General features: G+C 75.7%; 22 protein-coding genes. 9 read left to right on the top strand and 13 right to left on the bottom strand.

The genetic code is table 11. From position 1 onward, the window contains the following. Positions 1–157 precede the first annotated feature (157 nt). From KIK08_RS20825 to KIK08_RS20800, 6 genes are all read left to right on the top strand, one after another. Positions 158–2,176: a serine/threonine-protein kinase gene (locus tag KIK08_RS20825; RefSeq protein ID WP_214404884.1), complete on the top strand. Its 2,019-nt coding sequence runs from the start codon at positions 158–160 to the stop codon at positions 2,174–2,176. A 165-nt stretch (positions 2,177–2,341) separates the two neighbouring features. After that, positions 2,342–3,151 carry a glycoside hydrolase family 16 protein gene (locus KIK08_RS41105; RefSeq protein WP_214404883.1) on the top strand — a complete coding sequence of 270 codons (810 nt, stop codon included), beginning with the start codon at positions 2,342–2,344 and terminating at the stop codon, positions 3,149–3,151. Positions 3,152–3,284: 133 nt separating this feature from the next. Beyond that, positions 3,285–3,809: a hypothetical protein gene (locus KIK08_RS20815; RefSeq protein ID WP_214404882.1), complete on the top strand. Its 525-nt coding sequence runs from the start codon at positions 3,285–3,287 to the stop codon at positions 3,807–3,809. Positions 3,810–3,835: 26 nt separating this feature from the next. Next, positions 3,836–4,786, top strand: a complete 951-nt coding sequence (locus KIK08_RS20810) for a zinc metalloprotease HtpX (RefSeq protein ID WP_214404881.1) — start codon at positions 3,836–3,838, stop codon at positions 4,784–4,786. A 23-nt stretch (positions 4,787–4,809) separates the two neighbouring features. After that, entirely contained in the window at positions 4,810–5,712 is a 903-nt protein-coding gene (locus KIK08_RS20805; RefSeq protein ID WP_308257764.1) for a beta-keto acid cleavage family enzyme, read from the top strand. A gap of 67 nt (positions 5,713–5,779) precedes the next feature. Next, positions 5,780–6,532 carry a hypothetical protein gene (locus KIK08_RS20800; protein WP_214404880.1) on the top strand — a complete coding sequence of 251 codons (753 nt, stop codon included), beginning with the start codon at positions 5,780–5,782 and terminating at the stop codon, positions 6,530–6,532. Between the two features lie 117 nt (positions 6,533–6,649). On the opposite strand, the gene KIK08_RS20795 is transcribed toward KIK08_RS20800, so the two are convergent. Further along, positions 6,650–7,987, bottom strand: coding sequence for an MFS transporter (locus KIK08_RS20795; protein WP_214404879.1), 1,338 nt, complete (start codon positions 7,985–7,987; stop codon positions 6,650–6,652). Positions 7,988–8,145: 158 nt separating this feature from the next. Between KIK08_RS20795 and KIK08_RS20790 the strand changes: the two genes are divergently transcribed. Further along, a complete protein-coding gene (locus KIK08_RS20790) occupies positions 8,146–9,015 on the top strand; it encodes a PaaX family transcriptional regulator (protein ID WP_214404878.1) in 870 nt (289 codons plus the stop codon). On the opposite strand, the gene KIK08_RS20785 is transcribed toward KIK08_RS20790, so the two are convergent. The 7 genes from KIK08_RS20785 to KIK08_RS20755 all read right to left on the bottom strand — a co-directional run bounded on the left by KIK08_RS20785 (position 8,999) and on the right by KIK08_RS20755 (position 15,697). Next, positions 8,999–9,592 carry a TetR/AcrR family transcriptional regulator gene (locus tag KIK08_RS20785; protein ID WP_214404877.1) on the bottom strand — a complete coding sequence of 198 codons (594 nt, stop codon included), beginning with the start codon at positions 9,590–9,592 and terminating at the stop codon, positions 8,999–9,001. The genes KIK08_RS20790 and KIK08_RS20785 overlap by 17 nt on opposite strands. Next, positions 9,589–11,175, bottom strand: a complete 1,587-nt coding sequence (locus tag KIK08_RS20780) for an ABC-F family ATP-binding cassette domain-containing protein (RefSeq protein WP_308257763.1) — start codon at positions 11,173–11,175, stop codon at positions 9,589–9,591. Before KIK08_RS20780 ends, KIK08_RS20785 begins: the two co-directional genes overlap by 4 nt. An 89-nt stretch (positions 11,176–11,264) precedes the next feature. Beyond that, complete coding sequence (locus KIK08_RS20775; protein WP_214404876.1) at positions 11,265–12,269, bottom strand: phosphotransferase family protein; 1,005 nt, start codon at positions 12,267–12,269, stop codon at positions 11,265–11,267. A 17-nt stretch (positions 12,270–12,286) separates the two neighbouring features. Next, positions 12,287–12,703 (bottom strand): peptidase associated/transthyretin-like domain-containing protein, encoded by a 417-nt coding sequence (locus KIK08_RS20770; RefSeq protein ID WP_250557445.1) that lies wholly within the window; start codon positions 12,701–12,703, stop codon positions 12,287–12,289. Further along, positions 12,700–13,719 carry an acyl-CoA dehydrogenase family protein gene (locus tag KIK08_RS20765; RefSeq protein WP_214404875.1) on the bottom strand — a complete coding sequence of 340 codons (1,020 nt, stop codon included), beginning with the start codon at positions 13,717–13,719 and terminating at the stop codon, positions 12,700–12,702. Before KIK08_RS20765 ends, KIK08_RS20770 begins: the two co-directional genes overlap by 4 nt. Then, entirely contained in the window at positions 13,716–14,210 is a 495-nt protein-coding gene (locus KIK08_RS20760) for an SCO family protein (RefSeq protein WP_214404874.1), read from the bottom strand. The genes KIK08_RS20765 and KIK08_RS20760 overlap by 4 nt, the downstream gene beginning before the upstream one ends. Beyond that, the gene (locus tag KIK08_RS20755) at positions 14,207–15,697 is read right to left on the bottom strand and encodes a linalool dehydratase/isomerase domain-containing protein (protein ID WP_214404873.1); all 1,491 of its coding nucleotides are present in this window, start codon (positions 15,695–15,697) and stop codon (positions 14,207–14,209) included. Before KIK08_RS20755 ends, KIK08_RS20760 begins: the two co-directional genes overlap by 4 nt. 129 nt (positions 15,698–15,826) lie before the next feature. Here KIK08_RS20755 and KIK08_RS20750 point away from each other — a divergent pair, with 129 nt between their 5' ends. Next, entirely contained in the window at positions 15,827–16,252 is a 426-nt protein-coding gene (locus KIK08_RS20750; protein ID WP_214404872.1) for an Ohr family peroxiredoxin, read from the top strand. Positions 16,253–16,255: 3 nt separating this feature from the next. Here the strand turns inward: KIK08_RS20750 and KIK08_RS20745 are convergent, their stop codons facing one another. Together KIK08_RS20745 and KIK08_RS20740 are read right to left on the bottom strand one after the other, a co-directional pair. Next, positions 16,256–16,810 carry a dihydrofolate reductase family protein gene (locus tag KIK08_RS20745; protein ID WP_214404871.1) on the bottom strand — a complete coding sequence of 185 codons (555 nt, stop codon included), beginning with the start codon at positions 16,808–16,810 and terminating at the stop codon, positions 16,256–16,258. A 118-nt stretch (positions 16,811–16,928) separates the two neighbouring features. After that, positions 16,929–17,834, bottom strand: coding sequence for a LysR family transcriptional regulator (locus KIK08_RS20740; protein ID WP_214404870.1), 906 nt, complete (start codon positions 17,832–17,834; stop codon positions 16,929–16,931). Positions 17,835–18,240: 406 nt separating this feature from the next. Between KIK08_RS20740 and KIK08_RS20735 the strand changes: the two genes are divergently transcribed. After that, positions 18,241–18,549 carry a YciI family protein gene (locus KIK08_RS20735; protein ID WP_214404869.1) on the top strand — a complete coding sequence of 103 codons (309 nt, stop codon included), beginning with the start codon at positions 18,241–18,243 and terminating at the stop codon, positions 18,547–18,549. Between the two features lie 74 nt (positions 18,550–18,623). On the opposite strand, the gene KIK08_RS20730 is transcribed toward KIK08_RS20735, so the two are convergent. From KIK08_RS20730 to KIK08_RS20720, 3 genes are all read right to left on the bottom strand, one after another. Then, complete coding sequence (locus KIK08_RS20730) at positions 18,624–19,328, bottom strand: response regulator (protein ID WP_214404868.1); 705 nt, start codon at positions 19,326–19,328, stop codon at positions 18,624–18,626. A gap of 74 nt (positions 19,329–19,402) precedes the next feature. Continuing rightward, a complete protein-coding gene (locus tag KIK08_RS41810; protein WP_214404867.1) occupies positions 19,403–21,151 on the bottom strand; it encodes a sensor histidine kinase in 1,749 nt (582 codons plus the stop codon). A 321-nt stretch (positions 21,152–21,472) separates the two neighbouring features. Next, positions 21,473–21,975 (bottom strand): M23 family metallopeptidase (locus KIK08_RS20720; RefSeq protein WP_214404866.1); only part of this gene is annotated, 503 nt, incomplete at its 5' end.

The raw sequence follows: 21,975 nt of genomic DNA, 5'->3' as shown, positions 1-21,975 counted from the left end.
GAACGAGGGCGTTGGAGCGTCCGCACCAGCACCGTCGACCGGCCGTCGGAGCGGCGGGAAGGCGCCACCACCCGGTGTGGTCGCCCACCGCCGGCCGGGCCTACCATCCGCCGACCCGCCGGGCCGGAGAGCCGCGCGGGCTGCCCCGGGAGGCCTGGTGGACGAGCTGTTCGGCAGGTACCGCCTGCGGGAGCGGATCGGGCGCGGCGGCATGGGCGAGGTCTTCCGGGCCCACGACACCGCCCAGGACCGGGTCGTCGCGATCAAGCGGCTCTCGGCGCAGCTGGACGCCGACGAGCGCGACGTGCTGGAGGTGCGGCTGCGCCGGGAGGCCCGCCGGATGGCCGAGCTGGCCGTCCCGAACGTCATGCCGGTGCTCGACTCCGGCACCGTCGACGGCCGCTTCTACCTGGTCATGCCCTACGTCCAGGGATCCGACCTGGCCGCGGTGCTGCGCGCGGGCCCGCTGGCCCCCGCCCGCGCGGTGGCCGTCGTCCGCCAGCTCGCCGACGCGCTCGACCACGCCCACGCCGCCGGCCTCGTGCACCGCGACGTCAAGCCGTCCAACGCGCTGCTGGTGACCGGGCCCGCCGGTCGCGACGCCGTCTACCTGCTCGACTTCGGCATCGCGCTGGCCACCTCCGGTACCCGGAGCACCCGGCTCACCGCAGGCGTCGTCGGCACACCCGAGTACATGGCGCCCGAGCGGCTGGTCGACGACGTCGCCGTCGACCACCGCGTCGACGTGTACGCGCTGGCCTGCGTGCTGAGCGAGTGCCTGACCGGGCGCCCGCCGTTCACCGGGACGCCGGCCGCCGTGCTGGGTGGGCACCTGCACCGCGCCCCGCCCCGCCCCGGCGACGTCGACCCGGTACTGCGGGGCTTCGACGGGGTGGTGGCCCGCGGGATGGCGAAGGACCCCGACCGGCGGTTCGGGTCGGCGGGCGAACTGGCGGCGGCGGCCGAGGCGGCGCTCACCGGGCCGGTGCCCCCGCTGTCGACGCCCGCGCCGGAGACCGGTTCGCCGAGCGGCCCGACGGCCGTCGGCACCGGCCGGCGCAGGCGGCGCGACCAGCGGCGGTGGCGGGCCCTGGTCGGCCTGCTCGCCGCGGCCGTGGTGGTGGCCGGAACCACGGCCACGGTCCTGCTGGACCGCGCCCCGGCCGATCCGGGGACCCCGACCGCGCCCGGCGCGGTGGCCGGGCCGGTGCTGGTCGACGTCGCCCTCGACGGCGCCGGCGCGCTGGCCGTCGACGAGGCGAACGGGGCGCTGCTCGTCTCCGACCCGGTCGCGGGTCGGGTGATCCGCCGCGACCTGCGCTCCGACCAGGTCCGGGTGATCGCCGGGCCGGGCGCCACCGGTCCCGCCGGCGCGCCCGAGCTGGGCCTGCGCCACCCGGCCGGGCTCGCCGTGCTGCCCGACGGCAACCTGTTCGTCGCCGACCCGCAGGCCCACCGGGTGTTCTACGTCGGCCTCGACGGCACCGCGGCCACCTGGGCCGGGACCGGCGAGGCCGGCTTCTCCGGCGACGGCGAGGCCGCGGTCGATGCGCAGCTGAACTCGCCGGAAGCGGTGCTCCTGGAGCCCGGGGCCCGGCTGCTGATCGCCGACACCGGCAACCACCGCGTCCGCCGCATGGGCCCCGACGGCATCATCGACACGGCCTACGGCACCGGCGCCGCCGAGGGCGAGTTCGCGGAGGGTGAGCTGGCCGCGTACGCGGCCCTCGCCGGGCCGGCGGCGCTGGCGCTGAGCCCGCGCGGCGACCTGCACGTCGCCCAGCCGGGGGTCGACCGGGTCAGCCGGATCGACGCGATCGGCTCGGCCACCACGGCCGCGGGCTCGGGGGAGCGCGGCTTCTCCGGCGACGGCGGTCCCGCCGCGGCCGCGGCGCTGTCCGGGCCCTCGGGGGTCGCCATCGCGCCCGACGGGTCGCTCCTGGTCGCCGACCGCGTCAACCACCGCGTCCGCCGGGTCGCCCCCGACGGCACCATCAGCACGCTCGTCGGCACCGGCGAGCCGGGGCGCTCGGCCGACGGCACGCCCGCGGAGCAGGCCCGGCTGTCGTCGCCGACCGGGGTGGCCGCCGGCGCCGACGGCGCCGTCTACGTCTCGGACGACGGTCGCGTGCTGCGCGTCGATCCCGGCGGCGCGACCAGCACGGTCCTGGACTGAGCGCAGCGCCGAGGCCGGTCCGAACGGTCGATCATGGTCCGGCGGGCCGGTCGACGGCCTCCCCGACGGGCGGGCGGGGCGGTGCCGGCCGGATCATGTCCCTCCATCGGGTGCGCTAATCTCCGCCCGATAAGTCCGTTTTGTAGCCTTCTGGAGGCTGATCGAGTGACCGCGCCACCCGCGCCACCCGCGCCCCCGCCACCCGCGCCCCGCCGACCGGCGGTCCTCGTCGCCGGACTCCTCTCGGCGGCGCTCGTGGCCACGCTCGTGATCGTGGCCGTGCGGACCGCGACGGGCCAGGACGCCGCCGCCCGGACGAGTGCGGGCGCCGACACCAGCGCGGGCGTCCTGCAGGCCTGGGGCGAGCCCACCGTCACCGAGGAGTTCGACGGCCCCCTCGGGGAGCAGTGGCGCCTCTACGACGGCCCCGGCCACGTCGGCAACGGCATCCGCTCGCCCGGGGCGGTCGGCGTCGACGACGGCCTGCTCACGATCACCGGCGACGCCGAGGGGACCACCGGCGGCATGGCGCTGTTCCCCGGCCAGATGTACGGCCGCTGGGAGGCCAGGGTGCGCGCCCCCGCCGGCGACGAGACCTACCACGCCCTGCTGCTGCTCTGGCCCGACGCCGAGGACTGGCCGGTCGGCGGCGAGGTCGACTTCATGGAGATGCTCGACCCGACCCGGCAGAAGACCAAGATCTTCATCCACTACGGCGAGGACAACTCCCAGGTCCAGGGCGAGGTCTTCACCGACGGGACGCAGTGGCACAACTGGGCGGTCGAGTGGTCGCCCGAGCACATCATCGCCTACCTCGACGGGCGCGAGTGGTACCGCACGAGCGACCCGGAGGTCCTGCCGCCCGGGCCGATGCACCTGGCGATCCAGCTCGACTGGTTCCCGGGGAAGGACGAGGACGGCGACGTGCGGGAGTCGCAGATGCAGGTGGACTGGGTCAAGGTCTACCCGTTCTGATCTTCCCGTTCTGGTCGTCATGGTGGTCGCCCGGAAGCACCCAGCCCCCGGCCCCGGGACAGGGAAGACTGGGGGTGTGCCGCACGCCCCACGCCCCTCCGCAGCGCAGATCCGCCGCGCGCTCGCGGAGTGCATGACGGTCGCCGACATCGACGACGCCATGGGCTGGGAGGCCGGCACCGCGCGCCGGCGCCGCTGGCGCGACCGGGACCGCGGCGGGCTGCCCTTCGCCGACGCCGAGCTCGGCGGGGTCGCGCTGTGGTTCCGGGCGACCATCGAGGAGTGGCGGGAGAGCACGGCCGACCCGCACGACGAGCCCGCCGAGGACGGTCCGGACGACGACGGGCCGGTCGACGTCGACGACGTGCCGGTCGAGGCCGATGCCGACAAGCCCGCCGAGGAGCCCGAGCCCGAGCCCGAGCCCGCCGACGAGCCCGCGGCCGTCGAGCCGGAGCCCGAGCCGCCGGTCCTGGTGTCCGGCTACGACCTGGCGCCCGGCGAGCGGGTGCTGGTGGAGGTGCGCGGGCGCTGGCACGAGGCGCACGTCCGCCACCGCGACCGCACCACGGTCGCGGTCGACTACACGCTGGACGGCACGCCGTCGGGCATGCGGCGCCAGCGCGTCGGGCTCGACCGCATCCGCGTGCCCGACGCATGATCGGTCCGGTCGTCGAGGGAGGTCCCGTGCTCGATCCACGCGTCCGACGGCGCCACCGGCTGCGCAACGCGGCGCAGGCGGTGCTGCTCGTCGGCGGGATGGTTGCGGTGCTCGCGCTGCTGGCCTGGGCCTTCTTCGGGCCGGTCGGGCTGCTGGTGGCGCTGCTGGGCGCCGGGGCGGTGCTGGTGCTGCGGCCGGTGCCGTCGCCGCAGTTGGTGCTGTCGATGTACCGGGCGCGGGAGGTGCCGCCGTCGGTGCTGCCCGACCTGCACCGGTTCGTCCGGGTGCTGGCCCAGCGCGGCGGGCTGCCGGCGGTGCCGCGGCTGTACTACGTGGCCAGCCCGATGCTCAACGCGTTCGCCGTCGGCCGCCGCGACGAGGCCGCCATCGCGGTGACCGACGGCCTGCTGCGCACCCTGCCCAGCCGCCAGCTGGCCGGGGTCATCGCGCACGAGGTGAGCCACATCCGGGCGGGCGACCTGTGGGTGATGAACCTGTCGGACGTGCTCGGCCGGATCACCCACGCGCTGGCCTACGGCGGGGTGCTGGCGGTGCTGATCAGCCTGCCGGTGATGGTGAGCGGGGGACTGCGGTCGCTGTGGCTGTTCGCGCTGCTGGGGGCGCTGCCGACGGTGGTCAGCCTGCTGCAGCTGGCGCTGTCGCGCTCCCGCGAGTACGACGCCGACCTGGAGGCCGCGGTGCTCACCGGCGACCCGGAGGGCCTGGCCGACGGGCTGGAGCGGCTGGAGCGCACGACCGGGCGCATCTGGGAGCGCGTGGTGGTGCCGCACCGGCGGGCGCCGGACCCGCTGCTGCTGCGCACCCACCCGCCGACCGAGGAGCGCGTGCGGCGGCTGCGCCGGCTCGTCCCACCGATCGACCACGACCGCCTGGGCGACCACACCCCGCTGCGCCCGAGCGCCTACCAGCCGGTGCAGGCCCCGGTGCGGCTGCGGTTCCCGGGGGTGCGCTGGTAGCGGCCGCGGGCCATGCTGGCCCGGTGGCGCCGCCGGTGATCGTCGAGTTGGCCGTGAACGGACCGACCCCGCGCTCGGTCAACCCGCACGTCCCGCGCAGCCCCGAGGAGATCGCCGAGGCCGCGCTGGACGGCATCGCCCGGGGCGCGTCGATCGTGCACAACCACAACGACGAGCCGATGTTCACCGAGGACGGCGTGCACTCCGTCGAGCCGTACCTGCGGGCGTGGGCGCCGGTGCTGCGGCGCCACCCGGACGCGCTGCTCTACCCGACCATGGCGGCCGGGGCCCGCGGGATCGCCGTGCGCGACCGGTGGGGCCACGTCGAGGAGCTGGCCCGGCGCGGGATGGGCGGGATGACGCTGGTCGACCCGGGCTCGGTCAACGTCGGGATGACCAGCCGCGCGGGCGTCCCGGCGGCCGCGGCGCACGGGCCGTACCAGAACACCTACGCCGACATCGAGCACATGCTCGCGCGCACGGCCGAGCTGGGTGCCGCGCCCAGCATCTCGATCTTCGAACCGGGGTTCCTGCGGACCGCGCTGGCGCTGCACCGGGCCGGGCGGGTGCCGCCCGGGGCGATCGTGAAGCTGTACTTCGGCGGGGCGCTGGAGTTCGGGCTGCCGCCCACCGCCGCCGCGCTCGACGCGTACCTGGAGATGCTGGAGCCCTCCGGGCTGCCGTGGTCGGTCGCGGTGCTCGGCGGCGACGTGGTCGCCTGCGGGCTCGCCGAGCGCGCGATCCTGCGCGGCGGCCACGTCCGCGTCGGGCTGGAGGACTACGCCGGGCCCGCGACACCGACCAACCGCGAGCTGCTCGACGGGGCGGTCGCGCTGCTCGAACGCCTCGGGCGCAGCCCGGCGAGCCTCGCCGAGGCCCGGGCCCTGCTCGGCATCGGGACCCGGGAGGCTGAGACCTCCCTGTGACCCGATCCTCGCGCGCGACGGCGCGCGGGGCCAGACTGCCCCGACAGGGCCGGCGCGAGGAGGTCGCATGGGGCGTCACTGGGACGAGCACGACCACGGGTTCGGCCGCTGGTTCGGCCCCGGCGGTGGACCCGGCCGGCGCGGCGACCCCGGCTGGGGCGGCGACCCCGGCTGGTACGACACGCCGGGGTGGTGGCCGGTGCTGCCGGCCGCGCTGCTCGCGCTGCTGACGGCCGTCGTCGTGCTCGCGGTGCTGTGGCGCACCGGCCGGCTCGAAGGGCTGCTCGGACGCCCGCGTCCCGAGCCGATCGCGCCCCCGACCGACCCCGCGTGGGACGACGCCGTGCGCCGCTACCGCGCCCTGGCCGGGGAGTACGCGGCCTTCGAGTGCGACCCGCGCTCGGTGCTCGACCTGCCGGCGCTGGTCGACGTGCGCCGCCCCGCGACCGCGCGGTTCGTCGACGCCTTCGCAGAGTCGTCGGCGCTGCTCACCGACGAGCGCCCGGCCGCGTCGCACGCCCGCGAGTTCGTCGCCGCCGTGGAGCGCGCGGAACGGGCCTGGACGGCGGCGGTCGACTCCGCGCGCCGGCGCGGCACGGCCGACTTCGGCGCCGAGGAGCGGGCGCTCGTCGACCAGGTGCGCGCCCTGCTGGAGGTCGTCGCGTCCTCGACGTTCGAGGCCGAGCGGCGGCTGGCCTTCGAACAGGCCCGCGGCCGGTTCGCCGAACTGGAGAGGCGCACCGGGTGGCGGCTCCCGGCCCCGGCGGCCGTGGCGATCGAGGACCACGTGCGCGGAGCCCTCGCCGCCTCGACCAACTGATGACGGATCGACTGACGGCGGGAAAGCCACCACCAGGACGTCCGGTGTCCTGATGGTGGCTTTCCTGACACGGGTGCGGAGGGGTGCACCCGCGTCCGGGAGGGAGGGCGGCCTCGCTCAGCGCGTGGCCGAGCCCTCCGGACGTCGTGACGGCGCGGCGGCCGTCGGGTCGTCGTCGTTGAGGTCGACCGACATCGTCTCGCGCAGGGCGAAGATGCAGGCGACCGACAGCAGGCAGCAGCCGGCGATGACCGCCGACACGGCGATCGTCCCACCGCCCCCGGCCAGCAGCGCGGCGAAGATCAGCGGGCCGATGCCGGCGCCGATGCCGGCGATCTGGTAGCCCAGCGCCGAGCCCGTGTAGCGGGTGCGGGTGGGGAACAGTTCGCTGTAGAGCGCGCCCAGCGGCCCGTACCAGCAGGCGTGCACGACGCCCTGGCCGACGACCACGGCGACGATCAGCAGGAAGCCCGAGCCGGAGTCGATCAGCGGGAAGAGCGCGAACGCCCAGATCGACATGCCGAGCGCCCCGGCCAGGACCATCGGCCGGCGCCCGAAGCGGTCGGACAGGTGCGAGAAGAACAGCGTGCCGAAGATCGCCACGACCGACGACAGGGTGAGCGCGTTGAGGACCTCCGGGCGCGGGAAGCCGACCTGCACCGCGTAGGAGATGACGAAGACGGTGAGCGTGCCCTGGGCGACGAACGCCCCGAAGCCGATGCCGATCGAGAGCAGCAGGTTGCGCGGGTGGTTGCGCAGCACCTCCAGCAGCGGCGGGCGGCTGGGCTCGGCGGTGGCGGCGGCCTCCCGGAACACCGGGGTCTCGGTGACCCGCAGGCGGACGAACAGGCCGACGGCCAGCAGCGCGATGCTCAGCAGGAACGGGATGCGCCAACCCCAGACCAGGAAGCCCTCCTCGCCGGAGATGGCCGCGCACAGCGCCAGCACCAGGGTCGACAGGACCATGCCGCTGGGGGCGCCCGCTCCGGTGAAGCTGGCCCAGAGCCCGCGCCGGGAGGTGGCGTGCTCGGCGGACATCAGCACCGCGCCGCTCCACTCGCCGCCGATGGCCACGCCCTGCAGGACGCGCAGCAGGATCAGCAGGATCGGCGCCCAGGCCCCGATCTGGTCGTTGGTGGGCAGCAGGCCGATCAGCGTGCTGCCGACACCCATGATCGACATGCTCAGCACGAGCATCTTCTTGCGGCCGATCCGGTCGCCGAAGTGGCCGAAGAGCAGTCCGCCGATCGGGCGCGCGAAGTAGCCGGTGGCGAGGGTGCCGAAGCTGGCCACGGTGCCGACGACCGGGTCGAGGTTGGAGAAGAACACCTCGTTGAACACCACCGCCGAGGCGGTCGCGTAGAGCAGGAAGTCGTAGTACTCGATCACACTGCCGAGGTAGCTGGACAGCACGGCGCGGCGGAGTTGGGTTCCCGATGAGCCGGGTTGCGTCATTGCGGTGCCCTGTCTGCTGGATGGCCGGATCTGCTGGGGAAGGGCGTGGCGCTCGCCCGCCGTCTGCGAGCTGCGTCACAGTCGGGTATGAATGTTAGGCACTTCTCTGACCGTCGGCAAGATTTTCGCCCAACATCATCGGAGCTAGAGTGGTGATCATGCAAGCCTCGGGGCACGAGGAGCCCGAGGTCGACGGGCCCGCGATCGACGGCGCCCTCCGCCCGCAGGCGATCCTGCTGACCTTCTTCGGCAGCCACCTGCTCGGCCGCGGCGTGCACGTGGCCACCAGCAGCGTCCTGGAGGTGCTCGACCGCGTCGGCGTCTCCGAGCACGCCACCCGCTCCACGCTCAGCCGGATGGCCCGCCGCCACCTGCTGGGTCGGGTCCGCCGCGGTCGGCAGGTCTACCTGGGGCTGACACCGCGCAGCCAGGAGATCCTGCGCGACGGCGAGACGAGGGTCTGGCACACGGGCGCGGTCAACGAGAACTGGGACGGCTCCTGGACCCTGCTGGGCTTCTCGCTGCCCGAGTCCTGGCAGCGCCAGCGCCACGAACTGCGCGCGCGGCTGCTGTGGGCGGGCTTCGGCCTGCTGCAGAGCGGGCTGTGGATCTCCCCGTCGCACGCCGACGTCACCGCCGTCACCGAGGGCCTGCAGGCCGGCCCGCACATCCGCGCCTTCGAGGCCCGCGCCATCGCCCCCACCGACATCGACGGCCTGCTGCGCGACGCCTGGGACCTCGACGCCATCGCCGCGCGCTACCGCCGCTTCGTGGACCGCTGGGCCGACGCCCGTCGCCGCCCCCCGCTGCCCGACCTGCTCGCCCAGCACCTCGCGCTGCAGACCGACTGGCTGCAGGTGATCCGCCAGGACCCCCGGCTGCCGGCCCGCCACCTGCCGCGCGACTGGCCCGCCGCGCACGCCGAGGACGTCTTCCGCACGCTCTACGCCGAGATCGACCCGGAGGCGCGGGCGATCGCCGCGCGGCTCCTCGACGTCATCCCCGACCCCGTCACCGGGGAGGGCTGACGGGCGTCACGGCCCGGGCCGCGAGGGCCGCGTACTCCAGCGCCCGCTCGATCCCCAGCGGCCCGCCCAGGAGCACGACGTGGTGGAAGACCGGGGCCGTGGCCGCGACGAGAACCGTCCGCGGGTCGGTGCCGGGGGCGGCGTCGCCGCGCTCGACGGCCCGTTCGACGACGACGGCGCAGCGGGCGTACCGGTCCTCCCAGAACGCCCGCAGGGCCGCGGCGGCCTCCGGCGAGCGACCCGCGGCGGCGATGACTGCGGTCGTGACCGGCGGCCGGGCCACCAGCGCCGCGTGCACCTCCCGGTTCAGCTCGGCGAGGTCGCCGGCGAGCGTGCCGGTGTCCGGCGGCGTCCAGCCGTCCTGGCCGGCGTCGGTGAGGACGTCGGCGAGCAGGCCGCCGACGTCGGTCCAGCGCCGGTGGACCGTGGCGCGGTGCACGCCCGCGCGCGCGGCGACGGCGTCGACGGTCAGGGCGTCGGGGCCGTGCTCGCCCAGCTCGGCGAGGGTGGCGTCGAGGACCGCCCGGCGCACCCGCGCGGTGCGCCCGCCCGGACGCGCGCGGCCGGCAGCGCTCATCGCGCGGTGCACTCGGTCGGGACGCCGTCGTGCATCGTCCACCGGCGGGTGGTCGCGACGTCGTCCAGGAGCCGCTCGTCGTGGCTGACCAGCAGGAGCGCTCCCCGGTAGCCGTCGAGGGCGTCGACGAGGGCGTCGATGCTGGCCAGGTCCAGGCTGTTGGTGGGCTCGTCGAGCAGGAGGAGCTGCGGGGCCGGGTCGGCGAGCAGGAGCGCGGCCAGCGCGACGCGGAACCGCTCGCCGCCCGACAGCGTCGACACGGGCCGGTGCACCGCGTCGCCGCGCACCAGGAACCGGGCCAGCCCCTCCCGCGCCACGTGCGGGTCGGCGCCCGACGCGCGGACGGCGTCGAGCACGGTGAGCCGCGGGTCGAGGTCCAGCCGCTGCGGCAGGTACCCCACCGGGACCGCGCCCACCGCGACCCCGTCGACAGTCGCCGCCGTGCCCGCGGCGGCGGCGATCGCCCGCAGCAGCGTGGTCTTGCCCGAGCCGTTGGGGCCGGTCAGCGCGATCCGCTCGGGTCCGCGCACCAGCAGGCCCGGCCCGGTGAGCTCCAGCACGGTCCGCCGCGCGGGGACCGCGGTGGCGGGCAGCTCGATGCGGATGCGGCGGTCGTCGCGCACGGCCGCCTCGGCGTCGACGAGGTGGGCGCGGGCCGTCTCGACCCGTGCGGTGTGCAGGTCGCGGTACTTGCCCGCGGACACCTGCGCCTCCCGCTCGCGCTGCTGCATGATGACCTTGGGCTTGCGCTTGTTCGCGTAGTCGGTCGCGGCGTACCGCTTCCGGCGGGCCAGTGCGACCTGGGCGTCGGCGAGCTCGCGCCGCTGCCGGCGCAGGTCGGCCTCGGCCGACCGGACCTGCCGCCGGGCCGCCTGCTGCTCCCGGTCGAGCGCGTCGGTGTACGCGCTGAACCCGCCGGTGAACGTGCGCGCCACGCCGTCGCGCAACTCGGTGATCCGCTCGACGTGCTCCAGCAGGTCGCGGTCGTGGCTGACGACGACGAGCGTGCCCGGCCAGTCGTCGACGGCGGCGGTCAGCAGGGCGCGGGCGTCGGCGTCGAGGTCGTTGGTGGGCTCGTCGAGCAGCGTGATCGCGGGCGGGTCGACCAGCAGCGCGACCAGCCGCGCGCGCACGACCTCGCCACCGGACAGCTGCCCGACCGCCCGGTCGAGGTCGGCGGGGAGCGCGAAGCGTCGCAGCAGCGTGACCGCGCGCTCCTCGACGTCCCAGTCGGCGCCGACGGCGTCGAACAGCTCCGGCGAGGCGTCCCCCGCCTCGATCGCCGCCAGCGCCGAGCGGCGGGCGGTGATGCCCAGCAGGTCGGACACGGTGGCGTCGAGGTCGAGCGCGACGCCCTGGGCCAGCAGCCCCACGGGGGCGCCGACGCGGACGGTGCCCGACGTCGGTCGCAGCGCCCCGGCGACCAGCGCGAGCAGCGTGGACTTGCCGGCGCCGTTGTCGCCGACCAGCCCGGTGCGGCCGGGTCCGAAGGTGACGTCGACGCCGTCGAGCACCGGGCTGCCGTCGGGCCAGGCGAAGGTCAGGCCGTGGCAGACGATCGGGTCGGTGGGGATGGAAGGCACGGGACCTCCGACGGGTGCGGGTACCGGGAGCGGGAGCACCTGTCGGAGGTCATGGCGGCACCCTAGCACTAACGTGACTGAAGTCGCGTCTACATTCCGGCCGACAGCGCGTCCACGAGCGCACCGAGCCGCGCGAACCGGTGCGGCTGGCTCGCCCGCGTCATGGCGCGGCTGGGCATCTCGACGACCGTCAGCAGGTAGAGGTGCAGCCGGTACAGGTCGAGGCGGCGGCGGGCGGGCGCGTCCAGGACGAGCGGCGCGCCGCCCCGGGCCGCGTAGCCGGCGAGCAGGGGGTGGTGCGGCTCGTCCTCGATGCGGCGGCCGATCAGCGGCGCCACGAGGTCCATCAGCGGGTCGCCCCAGAGGCAGCGCTCGCCGTCGACGAGCCCGGTGAGCCGCGGGCGGCCGTCGGCGTCGGGCGCGGCGAGCACGTTGCCGTCCCAGAGGTCCCAGTGCAGCAGCGCCGGCTCGGTGACCAGGTCCAGCACGTCGCCGCTGCGGTCCACCAGCTGCCGGATCCGCGCCGGCGCCACGGGCAGCTCGACGCCCCACGCCCGCGCGTCGGCGAGCAGCTCGTCCACCATCGCGCTGAACGCTTCCCGCCAGGTCGGCGCGGCGACCCGGCCGCCGTCGTAGCCGAAGCGGTCGCCGGTGATCGTGTGCAGCGCGGCGAGCGCGGCTCCGAGGTCCCGCCGGACCGGCGCGTCGTCGACGCCGTCCAGCTCGACGAGCGATCGCCCGGCCAGCATCGTCATGGCCATCCACCCGCCGTCCAGCACCCCCGGGCCGCCGACGTGCAGCACCCGCGGGACCGGCACCTCCGGTGCGCGTTCGGCGACCAGGCGGTAGTACCGCGCCTCCGCGTCGATCAGGTCGCGCTCGTAGCCCAGCAGCGGCACGCCGGCCGGCGGCGCCGCCTTCAGCACGACGGTCCGCCCGTCGTCGAGGCGCACCCACCAGACGGCCGCGAACCCGCCGCCGGCCAGCGGCCCGCAGTCGACGAGGCGGTGCCGCGACCCGAACGCGGCCGCGACGAGCGCCGCGACGGTCGCCGGGTCGAGCGTGCGCTGGGTCGGGCTCGGGCCGACGGTCATGGCCCGAAGCTAGCGGGTCAGTTCGGCGGCCGGCCGCCGCCACCGGGACCCGGGCCCCCGCCCGCGCCGGGCTCGGTGGCCGTGTCCACGCCCACGCTGAGCGCGACCGTGTAACCCGCGGTCACATCGCCGGTGACGGTGGCCAGCTGCAGCGCGCCGCCGTCGTCGCCGAAGACGTTGTCGCCGCTCAGGCTGACGTCCGCCAGGTTGGACACGGAGGACTCGTAGCCGGGTTGCGCGTAGACCGCCTCGCAGACGTCCCGGGGCAGCGCGACCTGGGAGGTGGCGATGGCGTTGCCCGCGTCGGTGATCGAAGCCTCGTCGGGGTGGACCTCGACGTGGACGTGCGGCCAGCGCCCGGCGTAGCAGGCGGGGACGATGCTGGTGAAGCGCACCTTCCCGGACGCCGGCTGTGAACACCCGGTCGTGCTCACCCGACGAGCCGGCGCACCAGGTCCTCGCGCATCTCCGGGCGGCTCGCCGCGACCAGCGTGAACACCGCCTCCCGGGCCAGCCGCTGGGCGTCGCCGGCGCGCAGCACCGACGCGCTGCCCACGGCGGCGACCAGCGCGGAGGTGGCCCGCACGGCCAGCTCCGAGCCGCGGGCGCGCGCCGCCGGCATCGACGCCGGGTCGGCCAGGCCCGCGTCGAGGGCGGCCCGGACGGCGTCGCACGCGGTCCGCAGGCGTGTCGCCGCGTCCGGCGCGCCCGCCTCGTCGAGCAGGGTGGCGCTGCGCTGCACCAGCCCGAGCGGCAGCGACCCGTTGATCCGCGACCCGAACACCTGACCGGCCAGGAAGGCCGGGCGCGGGGTGCGCCCGACGATCCGGTCGTCGGGGACGTCGAGATCGCGCACGGTCAGCGAGACCGTGCTGGTGGCCTGGGCCGCGACCAGGTCCAGCGGCGGTGACGCGGTCAGTCCTGCGCACTGCTCCGCCGCCAGCAGTGCGCCCAGGACGTCGCCTGACTCGTCGTCCACGGCGGAGACCTGCACCAGGTCGATGCACCCCCACCCGCTGACGAACGGCGCCTGCCCGGACAGCCGCCAGCCGCCGGGCCGGCGGGTCGCACGCATCCGCGGCGGCGTCGGGACGACCCCGGCGAACGCCACGCCGCAGCGCAGGTCGCCGCGCACGGCCGCGGCGAGGTACCGCTCGCGCAGCGCGGTGTTGGGCGTGCCGACCAGACCCAGCACGACGCCGTGGTGCTGGATCCAGGTGAACGTGGTGGCCAGGCAGCCGCCGGCCAGGGTCTCCAGCACCCGCAGCACCTCGGCGAACTCCAGGCCCGGCCCGCCGGCCTCGGCCGGTGCGGCCAGGCCGTAGAAGCCCTCGTGGGCCAAGCGCTCGAAGTGCGACTCGGGGACCCGGCCGGTCCGGTCGACCTCGCCGGCCGCGGGGAACAGGACGTCGTCGGCCAGCCGGCGGGCCGAGGCCAGGGACGCGGTCATCGGGTCAGCCGCCGCAGGTCGGCGGTGATCTCGTCGGCGGACCGCGGGTCGGGCCAGTGGTGGGCGGGGCGGCCGTCGGGGTCGACCAGGTACGTGATCGCGGTGTGCGGGACGGCGTAGCCGTCGGGGTCGTCCGGGTCCGGGCGACGGCGGGCGAAGACCAGGAACGCCTCCTTCGCCGCCTCGATCCGCTCCGGCGGGCCGGTCAGGCCGGTGAACCGCGGATGACCGGCCGCCAGGTACGCGCGCAGGACGCCCGGGGTGTCGCGCTCCGGGTCGACCGTCACGTACAGCGGCACGACGAGCCCGTCGGGCGGGTCGAACGCGTCGAGCGCGGCGGAGAGCTTCGCCAGCGCGCGCGGGCACACCACCCGGCACGAGGTGAAGCCGAACTGCACCAGCAGCCACGAGCCGCGGTAGGTGCGCTCGGTGACCGCCCGCCCGTGGTGGTCGACCAGGTCGAACGCGGCCCGGATCGGCGGGGCGGTCACGGCAGCAGGGCCACGTCGACGGTCGGGCCGTCCGGCACCCGCACGACCACCCGCTCCCCGTCGAGCGGGACGTCGGCGCCGCCGACGAGCAGCCGGGCGCCATCGGGCACCCGCCCGATCGTCACCGTGCCGTCGCCGGGGACCGCGGTCTCGCGGCGCAGCCGGGCGTGCAGCACCCCGTCGACCACCTCGGCGCGGCTCACCTCGACGTCGCGGTCGACCTCGACGAGCGCGGGCTCGGCGTGGTGCTCGGCCGTCCACGGCCGGTTGTACAGGCCCCACAGGCCGTCGGGGACGTTCAGGCGGGCGTAGCCGAGCAGGACGTTGCCGGTCATCGGCTCGATGTCGGTGCGGTGGCCGTCGGCGTCGGTCGGGGTGTCGTTGCGCGGGTAGTAGAGCGCGCCGTCGCGCCAGGTGGGGGCCATGAACCGGTCGGCGTGGGCGAGCAGGGCGTCCAGCGTGGCCCGGTCGCCCATCTCCGACGCCCACGCCGCGACCCAGCCGGTGTCGCAGGTGTCGGTGACGACCGGCTGGCCCATCACCTGCCGGGCCGGGGCCGAGCGCACCGAGCACGTGCCGTCCGGGCCGGGGACGAGGAACGCGGCGACCTGGCTGGGGTAGTGCTCGTGCACGAACTCCCGGTTCCAGGTGTTCATCAGCGCCCCGCACCAGGCGTCGACCCAGGGGGAGGGGGCCTCGTTCGCCCGCACGGCGCGGCTGTCCTCGGACAGCATCATGTTGTAGTGGCCGGCCGCGTCGAGGCGGCCGAAGTCGGCCCAGGCCCGCTCGTAGCCCGCGACGACGTCGTCGGCGCGGCTGCCGCCGGTCACCAGGTCGTGCATGCGGAAGCCGAGGATGGCCGGCTGGTTGCAGATCTGGAAGACGCAGTTCGGCTCGCAGGCGATGCCGATGTAGCCGTTGCGCACCATCTGCCAGTAGAGGTGCTCGGTGAGCGAGTCGCGGTCGTAGGGGAAGCGCTTCTCGCCGCCGCCCCAGAAGAACGACCAGTGCCGGAACGTCAGCGAGCCCGGCACGGCGTAGCGGTCGTCGGCGAACAGGTGGTCGTGCAGCAGCGCGCAGGACTGCACGTAGGCGCTGTACATGATGTTGTCGCGGACGACCGGGTCCCACTCCTCGTGCAGCCGGTCGGCCAGGTGCGCGTTGAACACCGACCCGCCCCGGCTGACGTCGCGCCAGTACAGCCACACCTCGGGCAGCAGCAGCTTGTCGATGAGCCGCTGGATCGTCGCCCGGAACAGCCCCGGCGCGGCCGGCAGCCGGTGGCGGTGGGTGAGGGCGAGCCCGTAGACCATGTAGGCGAGCTGGAACCGGTAGCCGCCGAAGTCGTCCTGCCCGGTGCCCTTGCCCTGCATGAGCGACCAGTCGTTGGGCTGGCGCCGGGACAGCTCGTCCCAGTGCCGCAGGTGCCCCAGCTGCTCCCGGTCGAGCAGCCCGACGCCCTGCGCCGCCGTCGTCGTCGAGGTCACGCCGCCCCCTCGCAGTTGGCCTGCCGCGATCATCGCCGCCGGCGTGTCCCGCGGCAACGCCCTGCTGGTCGGGGACCGTCGGCGCGTGGTTCGGTGGCGGGCGGTGCCACGGGCGGACGGAGGAACGCGATGGAGCGGGTCTACACGGCGGAGGCGACGGCCTACGGGGCGCGGCTGGGGGCGGTCGTGTCCTCCGACGAGCGGCTGGACGTCCAGCTCTCCCGGCCGACCGAGATGGGCGGCGGCGGCGGGCCGGGCACGAACCCCGAGCAGCTGTTCGCCGCCGGCTACGCGGCCTGCTTCCACAGCGCGATGCGGTTCGCGGTGCCGGCGCTGGACCTGCCCGCCGACGCCTTGCAGGACTCGCACGTCACGGCGCGGGTGACGTTCCTGCGCGACGGCGTCCCGAACTTCGGGCTGGCCGTGGAGCTGGCGCTGCACGCGCCGCGGCTGAGCGCCGAGCAGGCGATGGCCGCGATGGAGAAGACCCACACCATCTGCCCGTACTCCAAGGCCACCGCCGGCAACATCCAGGTCGACCTCAGGGTCGAGTAGGGCTCAGGACTCCTTCGCCGGGCCGTACGTGAGGTGCACGACGCCGTTGTCGATGGCCTCGGCGCCGAGCAGGGTCATCGTGGTCTGCGGGTTGCCCTCGGGGAACAGCCGCGGGCCCTCCCCGACGGCGACCGGGTAGACGAACAGGTGCAGCTCGTCGACCAGCCGGTCGGCGATCAGCGCGCGCACCAGCTGGGCGCTGCCGCTGACGTAGATGCCGCCGTCGATGCCGTCCTTGAACTCGCGGATCATGTCGGTGTCGTAGCCGCCCAGGATCGTCGCCGGCTCCCAGTCGCCCTTGTCGAGGGTGCTGGACACGACGTACTTGTGGGTCTGGTTGAAGAACGGGGCGCCGGGGTCGTCCTCGACGGTGCGCGTGGACCAGGCCGGGCCGAACATCTCGTAGGTGTTGCGGCCCAGCAGGATCGCCGAGCTGGACGCCGTCAGCGGGGCGACGTTGGCGGTCATCTGCTCGGTGAACGGGTAGTCCATCGTCCACATCGGGGCGCCGATGACGCCGTCGAGCGTGGTGAACTCGTGGACCTTGATCGTTCCCATGGGGTGCTCCTGTTCGTTCGGCCCGGCGCGGTGGGGCGCCTGCCGGGCATCGTCGTCGTGTCGGGGGTGGGGACCGCGACCGGGTTGCGATCTCATCGGAGCACCGATGTGGGCCCGGTCACAGGATTTCCGACGCCGACCGGTGCAGGGCCCGCGCGAGCTCGCGCGCCGCGGGCGTCGGCTCGCCGGGCGGGCGGGCCAGCACCAGCCGCCGGCGCTCCTCCGGCCCGCCCCGCACCGACAGGAGCCGCACACCCGGCGGCACCGCCGCCGCCAGGCTCGCCGGCACGGTGGTGACGCCGCACCCCGCCGCGACGAGCCGCAGCTTGGCCAGCCAGTCGCGGGCCGTGTGCGCGACCCGGGGCCGCCCGGCCAGCCCCGGCCACACGCCCAGCAGCGGCTCGGCGCCGCTGTCCGGGCTGGCGATCCAGACCTGCTCGGCCAGGTCCTCGACGGGCACCGCGTCGTGCGCGGCGAGCGGGCTGCCCTCCGGCACGGCGAGCAGCAGCGTCGACTCGGCCAGCGGCGCAAGCTCCAGCGGGGGCGCCTCGTCGTCCGGCGGGCGGAACGGCGGCCGCGACGACAGCACGGCCAGGTCGAGCGTGCCGGCCCGCAGCGACCGGACCAGCCCCGGCGTGGTGCCCTCGCGGGTCGTGACCACGACGTCGGGACGGGCCCGGCGCAGCGCGGCCAGCGCCCGCGGCACCAGCACGGCGCCCGCGCTGATGAACATGCCCAGCCGGACGACCCCACCGGCCGCGGCCAGCCCGCGCAACTCGCGCTCGGCGGCGTCCAGGGCGTCCAGCGCGACCGCGGCGTGACCGAGCAGCGCCAGCCCGGCGGCGGTGAGCCGGACGCCGTCGCGGCGGCGCTCGAACAGGGCGCTGCCCGCGGCCCGCTCCAGCCCGGCCACCTGCCGCGACACGGCCGACTGCGTGTAGCCGAGCGCGGTGGCCGCGGCGGTGAACGTGCCGCGCTCGGCGACCTCCCGCAGCACGCGCAGACCGGTCACGGTGATGTCCATGAGTCCCAGGCATAGCAGATGCGCCCGACATTCGTTGGCCGCATGCCCCTGGTCCGCGTCTTCGGCAGCGCCGCGGTGGCGGGGCGCCGGCCATGGGCGCCGGCTGCGTGGTCGCGCCCGGCCGCACACGCCGCCCTGGACGGCCTGGTCGGGCGGTCGCCCGCGCACACCTGCCGGCCGTCCTCGCAGAGTCCTTATCGTCTCCGCAGTGTCCACAGCACCTGCGAAGACCCCACTGCCCCTGCGAAGACGACCCCGACGCCCGCCATGGACCGAACGGGAAGCCCGGCGCCCCTGCTTGATCAGAGGTCGTCCTCCGCGTAGGAGCCGCCGGAGGCCCCTCACGAAGGCCGAGGGCACCGCCGAGGGGCTCGCCGATCACCGGCCGACGGGGCAGGATCGGCCCATGGCCGTCTTCGCCGTGACCTACACCTACTCCGCCGACACCGCCGACACCCGCGCGGAGGTCCGCCCTGTGCACCGCGACTTCCTGCGCGAGCTGGGGGAGCAGGGGGTGCTGCTGGTCTCCGGCCCGTACGCGGACGGGGAGCCGGCCGGGGCGTTGCTGCTGTTCCGCAGCGAGTCCAAGGAGGAGCTGCTGGCGCTGCTGGCGAAGGACCCGTTCCAGGTCGAGGGGCTCGTCTCGGAGGTCGTCGCCACCGAGTGGGAGGTGGTGTTGGGGCCGTTGGCGCAGCACTTCCCGAGCGCCTCGTAGCTCGCGCGGAAGGCCCGCCCGTCCGGTCGCCCAGGGTGTGCGTGGCGACGAGGGGTGTGCGCGGTGCGGAAGAGCTAGTCGGGCTCGCGCAGCCGGCCCGTCCGGCGCAGCCACTCCAGCACCGCGAGCACCCGCCGGTTGTCCCGCCGCGGCTCCGGCCCGGACTCGGCGCTCTCCGGCAGCATCCGGCGGAAGATCCGGGTCAGGTGCCGCTCGGCGACCGGCAGCGAGATGTAGAGCTTGTCGGCGATCTCCCGGTTCGACATGCCCTGGGCCAGCAGGTCGAGCACCTCGACCTCGCGGGCGGTGAAGTCGGCGGCGCCTTCGTTGCGCCGGCGCCACTCCTCGGCGGCCTCCTGGGAGAACATCGAGTCGACGACGACGCCTCCGGCGGCGACGCGCTGCACGGCTTCCTTGAGGGCGGTCCGGTTGACCCGGTCCTTGAACAGGTAGCCCACGCCCCCGGTGCCGCCGAGGTCGCCGAGGGCGCGGGTGGCGTAGCGCAGCTGCACGTCCTGCTCGTAGCCGGACAGGATGATGATCCCGACGTCGCCGAGGCGTTCGCGCAGTACGCGGCCGAGGGCCAGGCCCTCGTCGGACCAGGTGGGCGGCAGCCGCAGGTCGAGCACGGCGACGTCGATCCGGCCGATGCCGTCGAGGCGGTCGAGCAGCTCGTCGCCGTCGGTGGTGTCGGCGGCCACCTCGATGCCGCGGCTGTTCAGGGCGGAGACCAGGCTGCCCCGCCACAGCTCGTTGTCGTCGACCAGGGCGACTCGCACGCCGGTGCTCGCTTTCGGTCGTCGTCCACGGTGAGTCACCGGGAGGATATCGACAGTGGCGCCCGATCGGGCGATCAGGTCGGCACCGAGGGGAGCAGCGCGCGCAGCGTCGTGCCCGTGCCGGACGGGCTCTCGACGGTCAGCGTCCCGCCCAGCTCGGTCACCCGGTCGCGCAGCCCGGCGAGCCCGCGGCCGGGGCGCAGCGTGGCCCCGCCCGCGCCGCCGTCGCGCACGACGACCTCGACGACCCCGTCCGAGGGCTCGACGACCACCTCGACGTGGGAGTCGCCGGCGTGCTTGTGGACGTTGGTGAGCGCCTCGCGCAGCAGGTAGTAGGCGGGCAGGGTGAGCACGCCGAGGTCGTCGTCGGTGATCCGGCGGGTGGCGTCCAGGCGCAGCTCGGTGGCCATCCGGGCGACGGCGGTGTCCAGGCCGGCGGACAGCTCGGGAGGTGCGGTGCCGCGCTCCAGGCCGCGGATCTGGTCCAGGGCCAGTACCAGCTTGCCGGCCAGCTCGTCGGCCACGGCGGGGGCCGGGCCGGGCAGGGTGTCGAGCAGGCCGTCGAGGTCCATCCGCGCGGCGGCCAGGGTCTGCTGGACGCCGTCGTGCAGGTCGCGGCGGAACTGGGCGCGGGCCCGGTCCAGGGCGAGGCGCTCGGCCGCGCGCGCGGCGTTGAGCTGGGCCAGGCGCATCCGCAGCACGGCGTGCAGCTGCTGGTTCTCGGCCACGATCGACAGCACCGCGGCGAACGACCGGACGGCGGCCGGGTCGTCGCGCAGGACGGCGCCACCGACCAGCGCCGCCACCGGCTCGCCGCCGGTGCCGGTGATCCACTGCACGAACCGGTCGCCGCGGTCGGCGTCGGGCAGCTCCCGCAGCCGCCCCTTCCCGTCGATCACGATCTTCCGGCCGGGCACCACGAACAGCAGCTCGGCGGTCGGGTCGGACAGCGCGCTGCGCGCGTACGCGGTGAGCGACTCCGGCGTCCGCTCGGTGGGCAGCGCCTCGACGAACGTCGAGGCCAGGATGCGGCCGCGGTTGATCGCGGTGGCCAGTGCCGCGGTGACGCCGATGGAGAGCAGCCCGACGATCGTCGAGTTGGCGTGCAGCGGCACCAGCCCCGGCCACAGCGCCCCGACGCCGTTGACGACGGCCGCGGCGCCGCCCCAGCCGGCCGCGGCCAGGCTCAGCGGGCGCAGGATCCGGCGCTGGGCCGGGGTGGCCGAGCGCAGCCGCCGCAGGGCGACCCGGGCGAACCAGGCGCCGACCACGACGAACCCGAGCGAGGCCAGCGCGGCCAGCGCGGTGCTGGCGGCCAGGTCGGCCCACGGCGCGGGCCAGAAGGCGGTGGGGGAGAACCCCAGCCACTCCGGCCGCGACACCAGCGCGATCGGCACCGTCGCGCCGACCGTCCCGGCGAGGCAGACCGCCACCCACCTGCGGCCGTCGGCGTCCAGGCGCGAGCGGCCCCAGCGCAGGACGCCGCAGCCCAGCGAGGTGTAGACGATCGCGCTGCCGAACAGCCACGACGGCAGGGAGCCCCACGTCGTGTGCACGTCGAGGCTGAGCACGATCCAGCCGGCCGCCGCGGCCACGAAGCACAGCCCGGTGAACCGCTCCTCGTGCTGGGCGACGAGGTAGTGGCCCAGCGCCACGAGCGAGATCACCACCGCCGCGTTGACGCCGACGAAGAAGGGCTCGTCGCGGACGGCGGGCAGCTCGACCAGAACGGTCAGCGCGCCCGCGCCGAGCGCGCCGATGGCCCAGCGGTAGCCGAACGGGATGCGGGGCGTGCGCGGGCCGCGGTCCGGAGTGGGGGCCACTCCCGGGAAATCGCCGGGCGCGCACCCGGCGTTAGCCGGTCGATCACGGCGACGGCGGAGATGTCGAGCCGGTGGGCCCTCGGAGCGCGAGGGGAAACCCTCGGCTTTCCACCGGATTGCCGGTCTGCCGGCGGGCGCGCGCGAGCGTGATACTTCCACGGACCGCGGTCGAGGTGAGGGCGGTGGAGGGGCCGTTACCCCGCCGGCGGGCCGTGTGGTTCCCGGACGGCGCGTCCCCCTGCGCCAGGCCGGGGATGCGCCGCCGGCAGGCCGGACGTCATGTCCCGGACCTGCTGGCGGCGCTACCGGCCGGGGAGCGGCTCAGAGGGCGACCCCGCGGTCGCGGAGCCAGGGGCGGGGGTCGATCTTCGTGCCGCCCGGCGTGGTCACTTCGATGTGCAGGTGCGGGCCGGTGGACCGGCCGCGGTTGCCGACCTCGGCGATCACCTCGCCCGCCGCGACCTGCTGGCCCACCCTGACCAGCGAGCGGTTGACGTGGCCGTAGGTGGTGACGGTGCCGTCGGCGTGCCGGACGCGGACCCACAGCCCGAACCCGGACGCCGGCCCGGAGTCGATGACGGTGCCGGCCAGCGGGACGTGGATCGGGGTGCCGATCGGGGCGGCGATGTCCAGGCCCTGGTGCTGGCGGCCGCCGCGGGCGCCGAAGCCCGAGCTGACGCGGCCGGTGACCAGCTGGGTCGATCCGGCCTTCGCGGCGGGGGCGGCGGGCTCGGCGGGCTTGGGAGCGGCGGCCGGCTTCGGGGCGGCGGGGTCGGCGGCCGGTTCCGCGGCGGGCTTCGCGGCCTCCTGTGCGCGCCGGGCGA

Source organism: Pseudonocardia lacus, from assembly GCF_018531445.1.
Taxonomy (GTDB): Bacteria; Actinomycetota; Actinomycetes; order Mycobacteriales; family Pseudonocardiaceae; genus Pseudonocardia; species Pseudonocardia lacus.
Note: the sequence above shows the minus strand (reverse complement) of the source record. Positions and strands in the feature narration are given on the sequence as shown.

What these genes read in the sequence shown, in the direction of transcription:
- KIK08_RS20815 (WP_214404882.1), top strand. Translation starts at nt 3,285, where the DNA reads ATGACGGTCGCCGACATCGACGACGCCATGGGCTGGGAGGCCGGCACC.
- KIK08_RS20800 (WP_214404880.1), top strand. Translation starts at nt 5,780, where the DNA reads ATGGGGCGTCACTGGGACGAGCACGACCACGGGTTCGGCCGCTGGTTC.
- KIK08_RS20795 (WP_214404879.1), bottom strand. Translation starts at nt 7,987, where the DNA reads ATGACGCAACCCGGCTCATCGGGAACCCAACTCCGCCGCGCCGTGCTG.
- KIK08_RS20790 (WP_214404878.1), top strand. Translation starts at nt 8,146, where the DNA reads ATGCAAGCCTCGGGGCACGAGGAGCCCGAGGTCGACGGGCCCGCGATC.
- KIK08_RS20785 (WP_214404877.1), bottom strand. Translation starts at nt 9,592, where the DNA reads ATGAGCGCTGCCGGCCGCGCGCGTCCGGGCGGGCGCACCGCGCGGGTG.
- KIK08_RS20775 (WP_214404876.1), bottom strand. Translation starts at nt 12,269, where the DNA reads ATGACCGTCGGCCCGAGCCCGACCCAGCGCACGCTCGACCCGGCGACC.
- KIK08_RS20765 (WP_214404875.1), bottom strand. Translation starts at nt 13,719, where the DNA reads ATGACCGCGTCCCTGGCCTCGGCCCGCCGGCTGGCCGACGACGTCCTG.
- KIK08_RS20750 (WP_214404872.1), top strand. Translation starts at nt 15,827, where the DNA reads ATGGAGCGGGTCTACACGGCGGAGGCGACGGCCTACGGGGCGCGGCTG.
- KIK08_RS20745 (WP_214404871.1), bottom strand. Translation starts at nt 16,810, where the DNA reads ATGGGAACGATCAAGGTCCACGAGTTCACCACGCTCGACGGCGTCATC.
- KIK08_RS20740 (WP_214404870.1), bottom strand. Translation starts at nt 17,834, where the DNA reads ATGGACATCACCGTGACCGGTCTGCGCGTGCTGCGGGAGGTCGCCGAG.
- KIK08_RS20735 (WP_214404869.1), top strand. Translation starts at nt 18,241, where the DNA reads ATGGCCGTCTTCGCCGTGACCTACACCTACTCCGCCGACACCGCCGAC.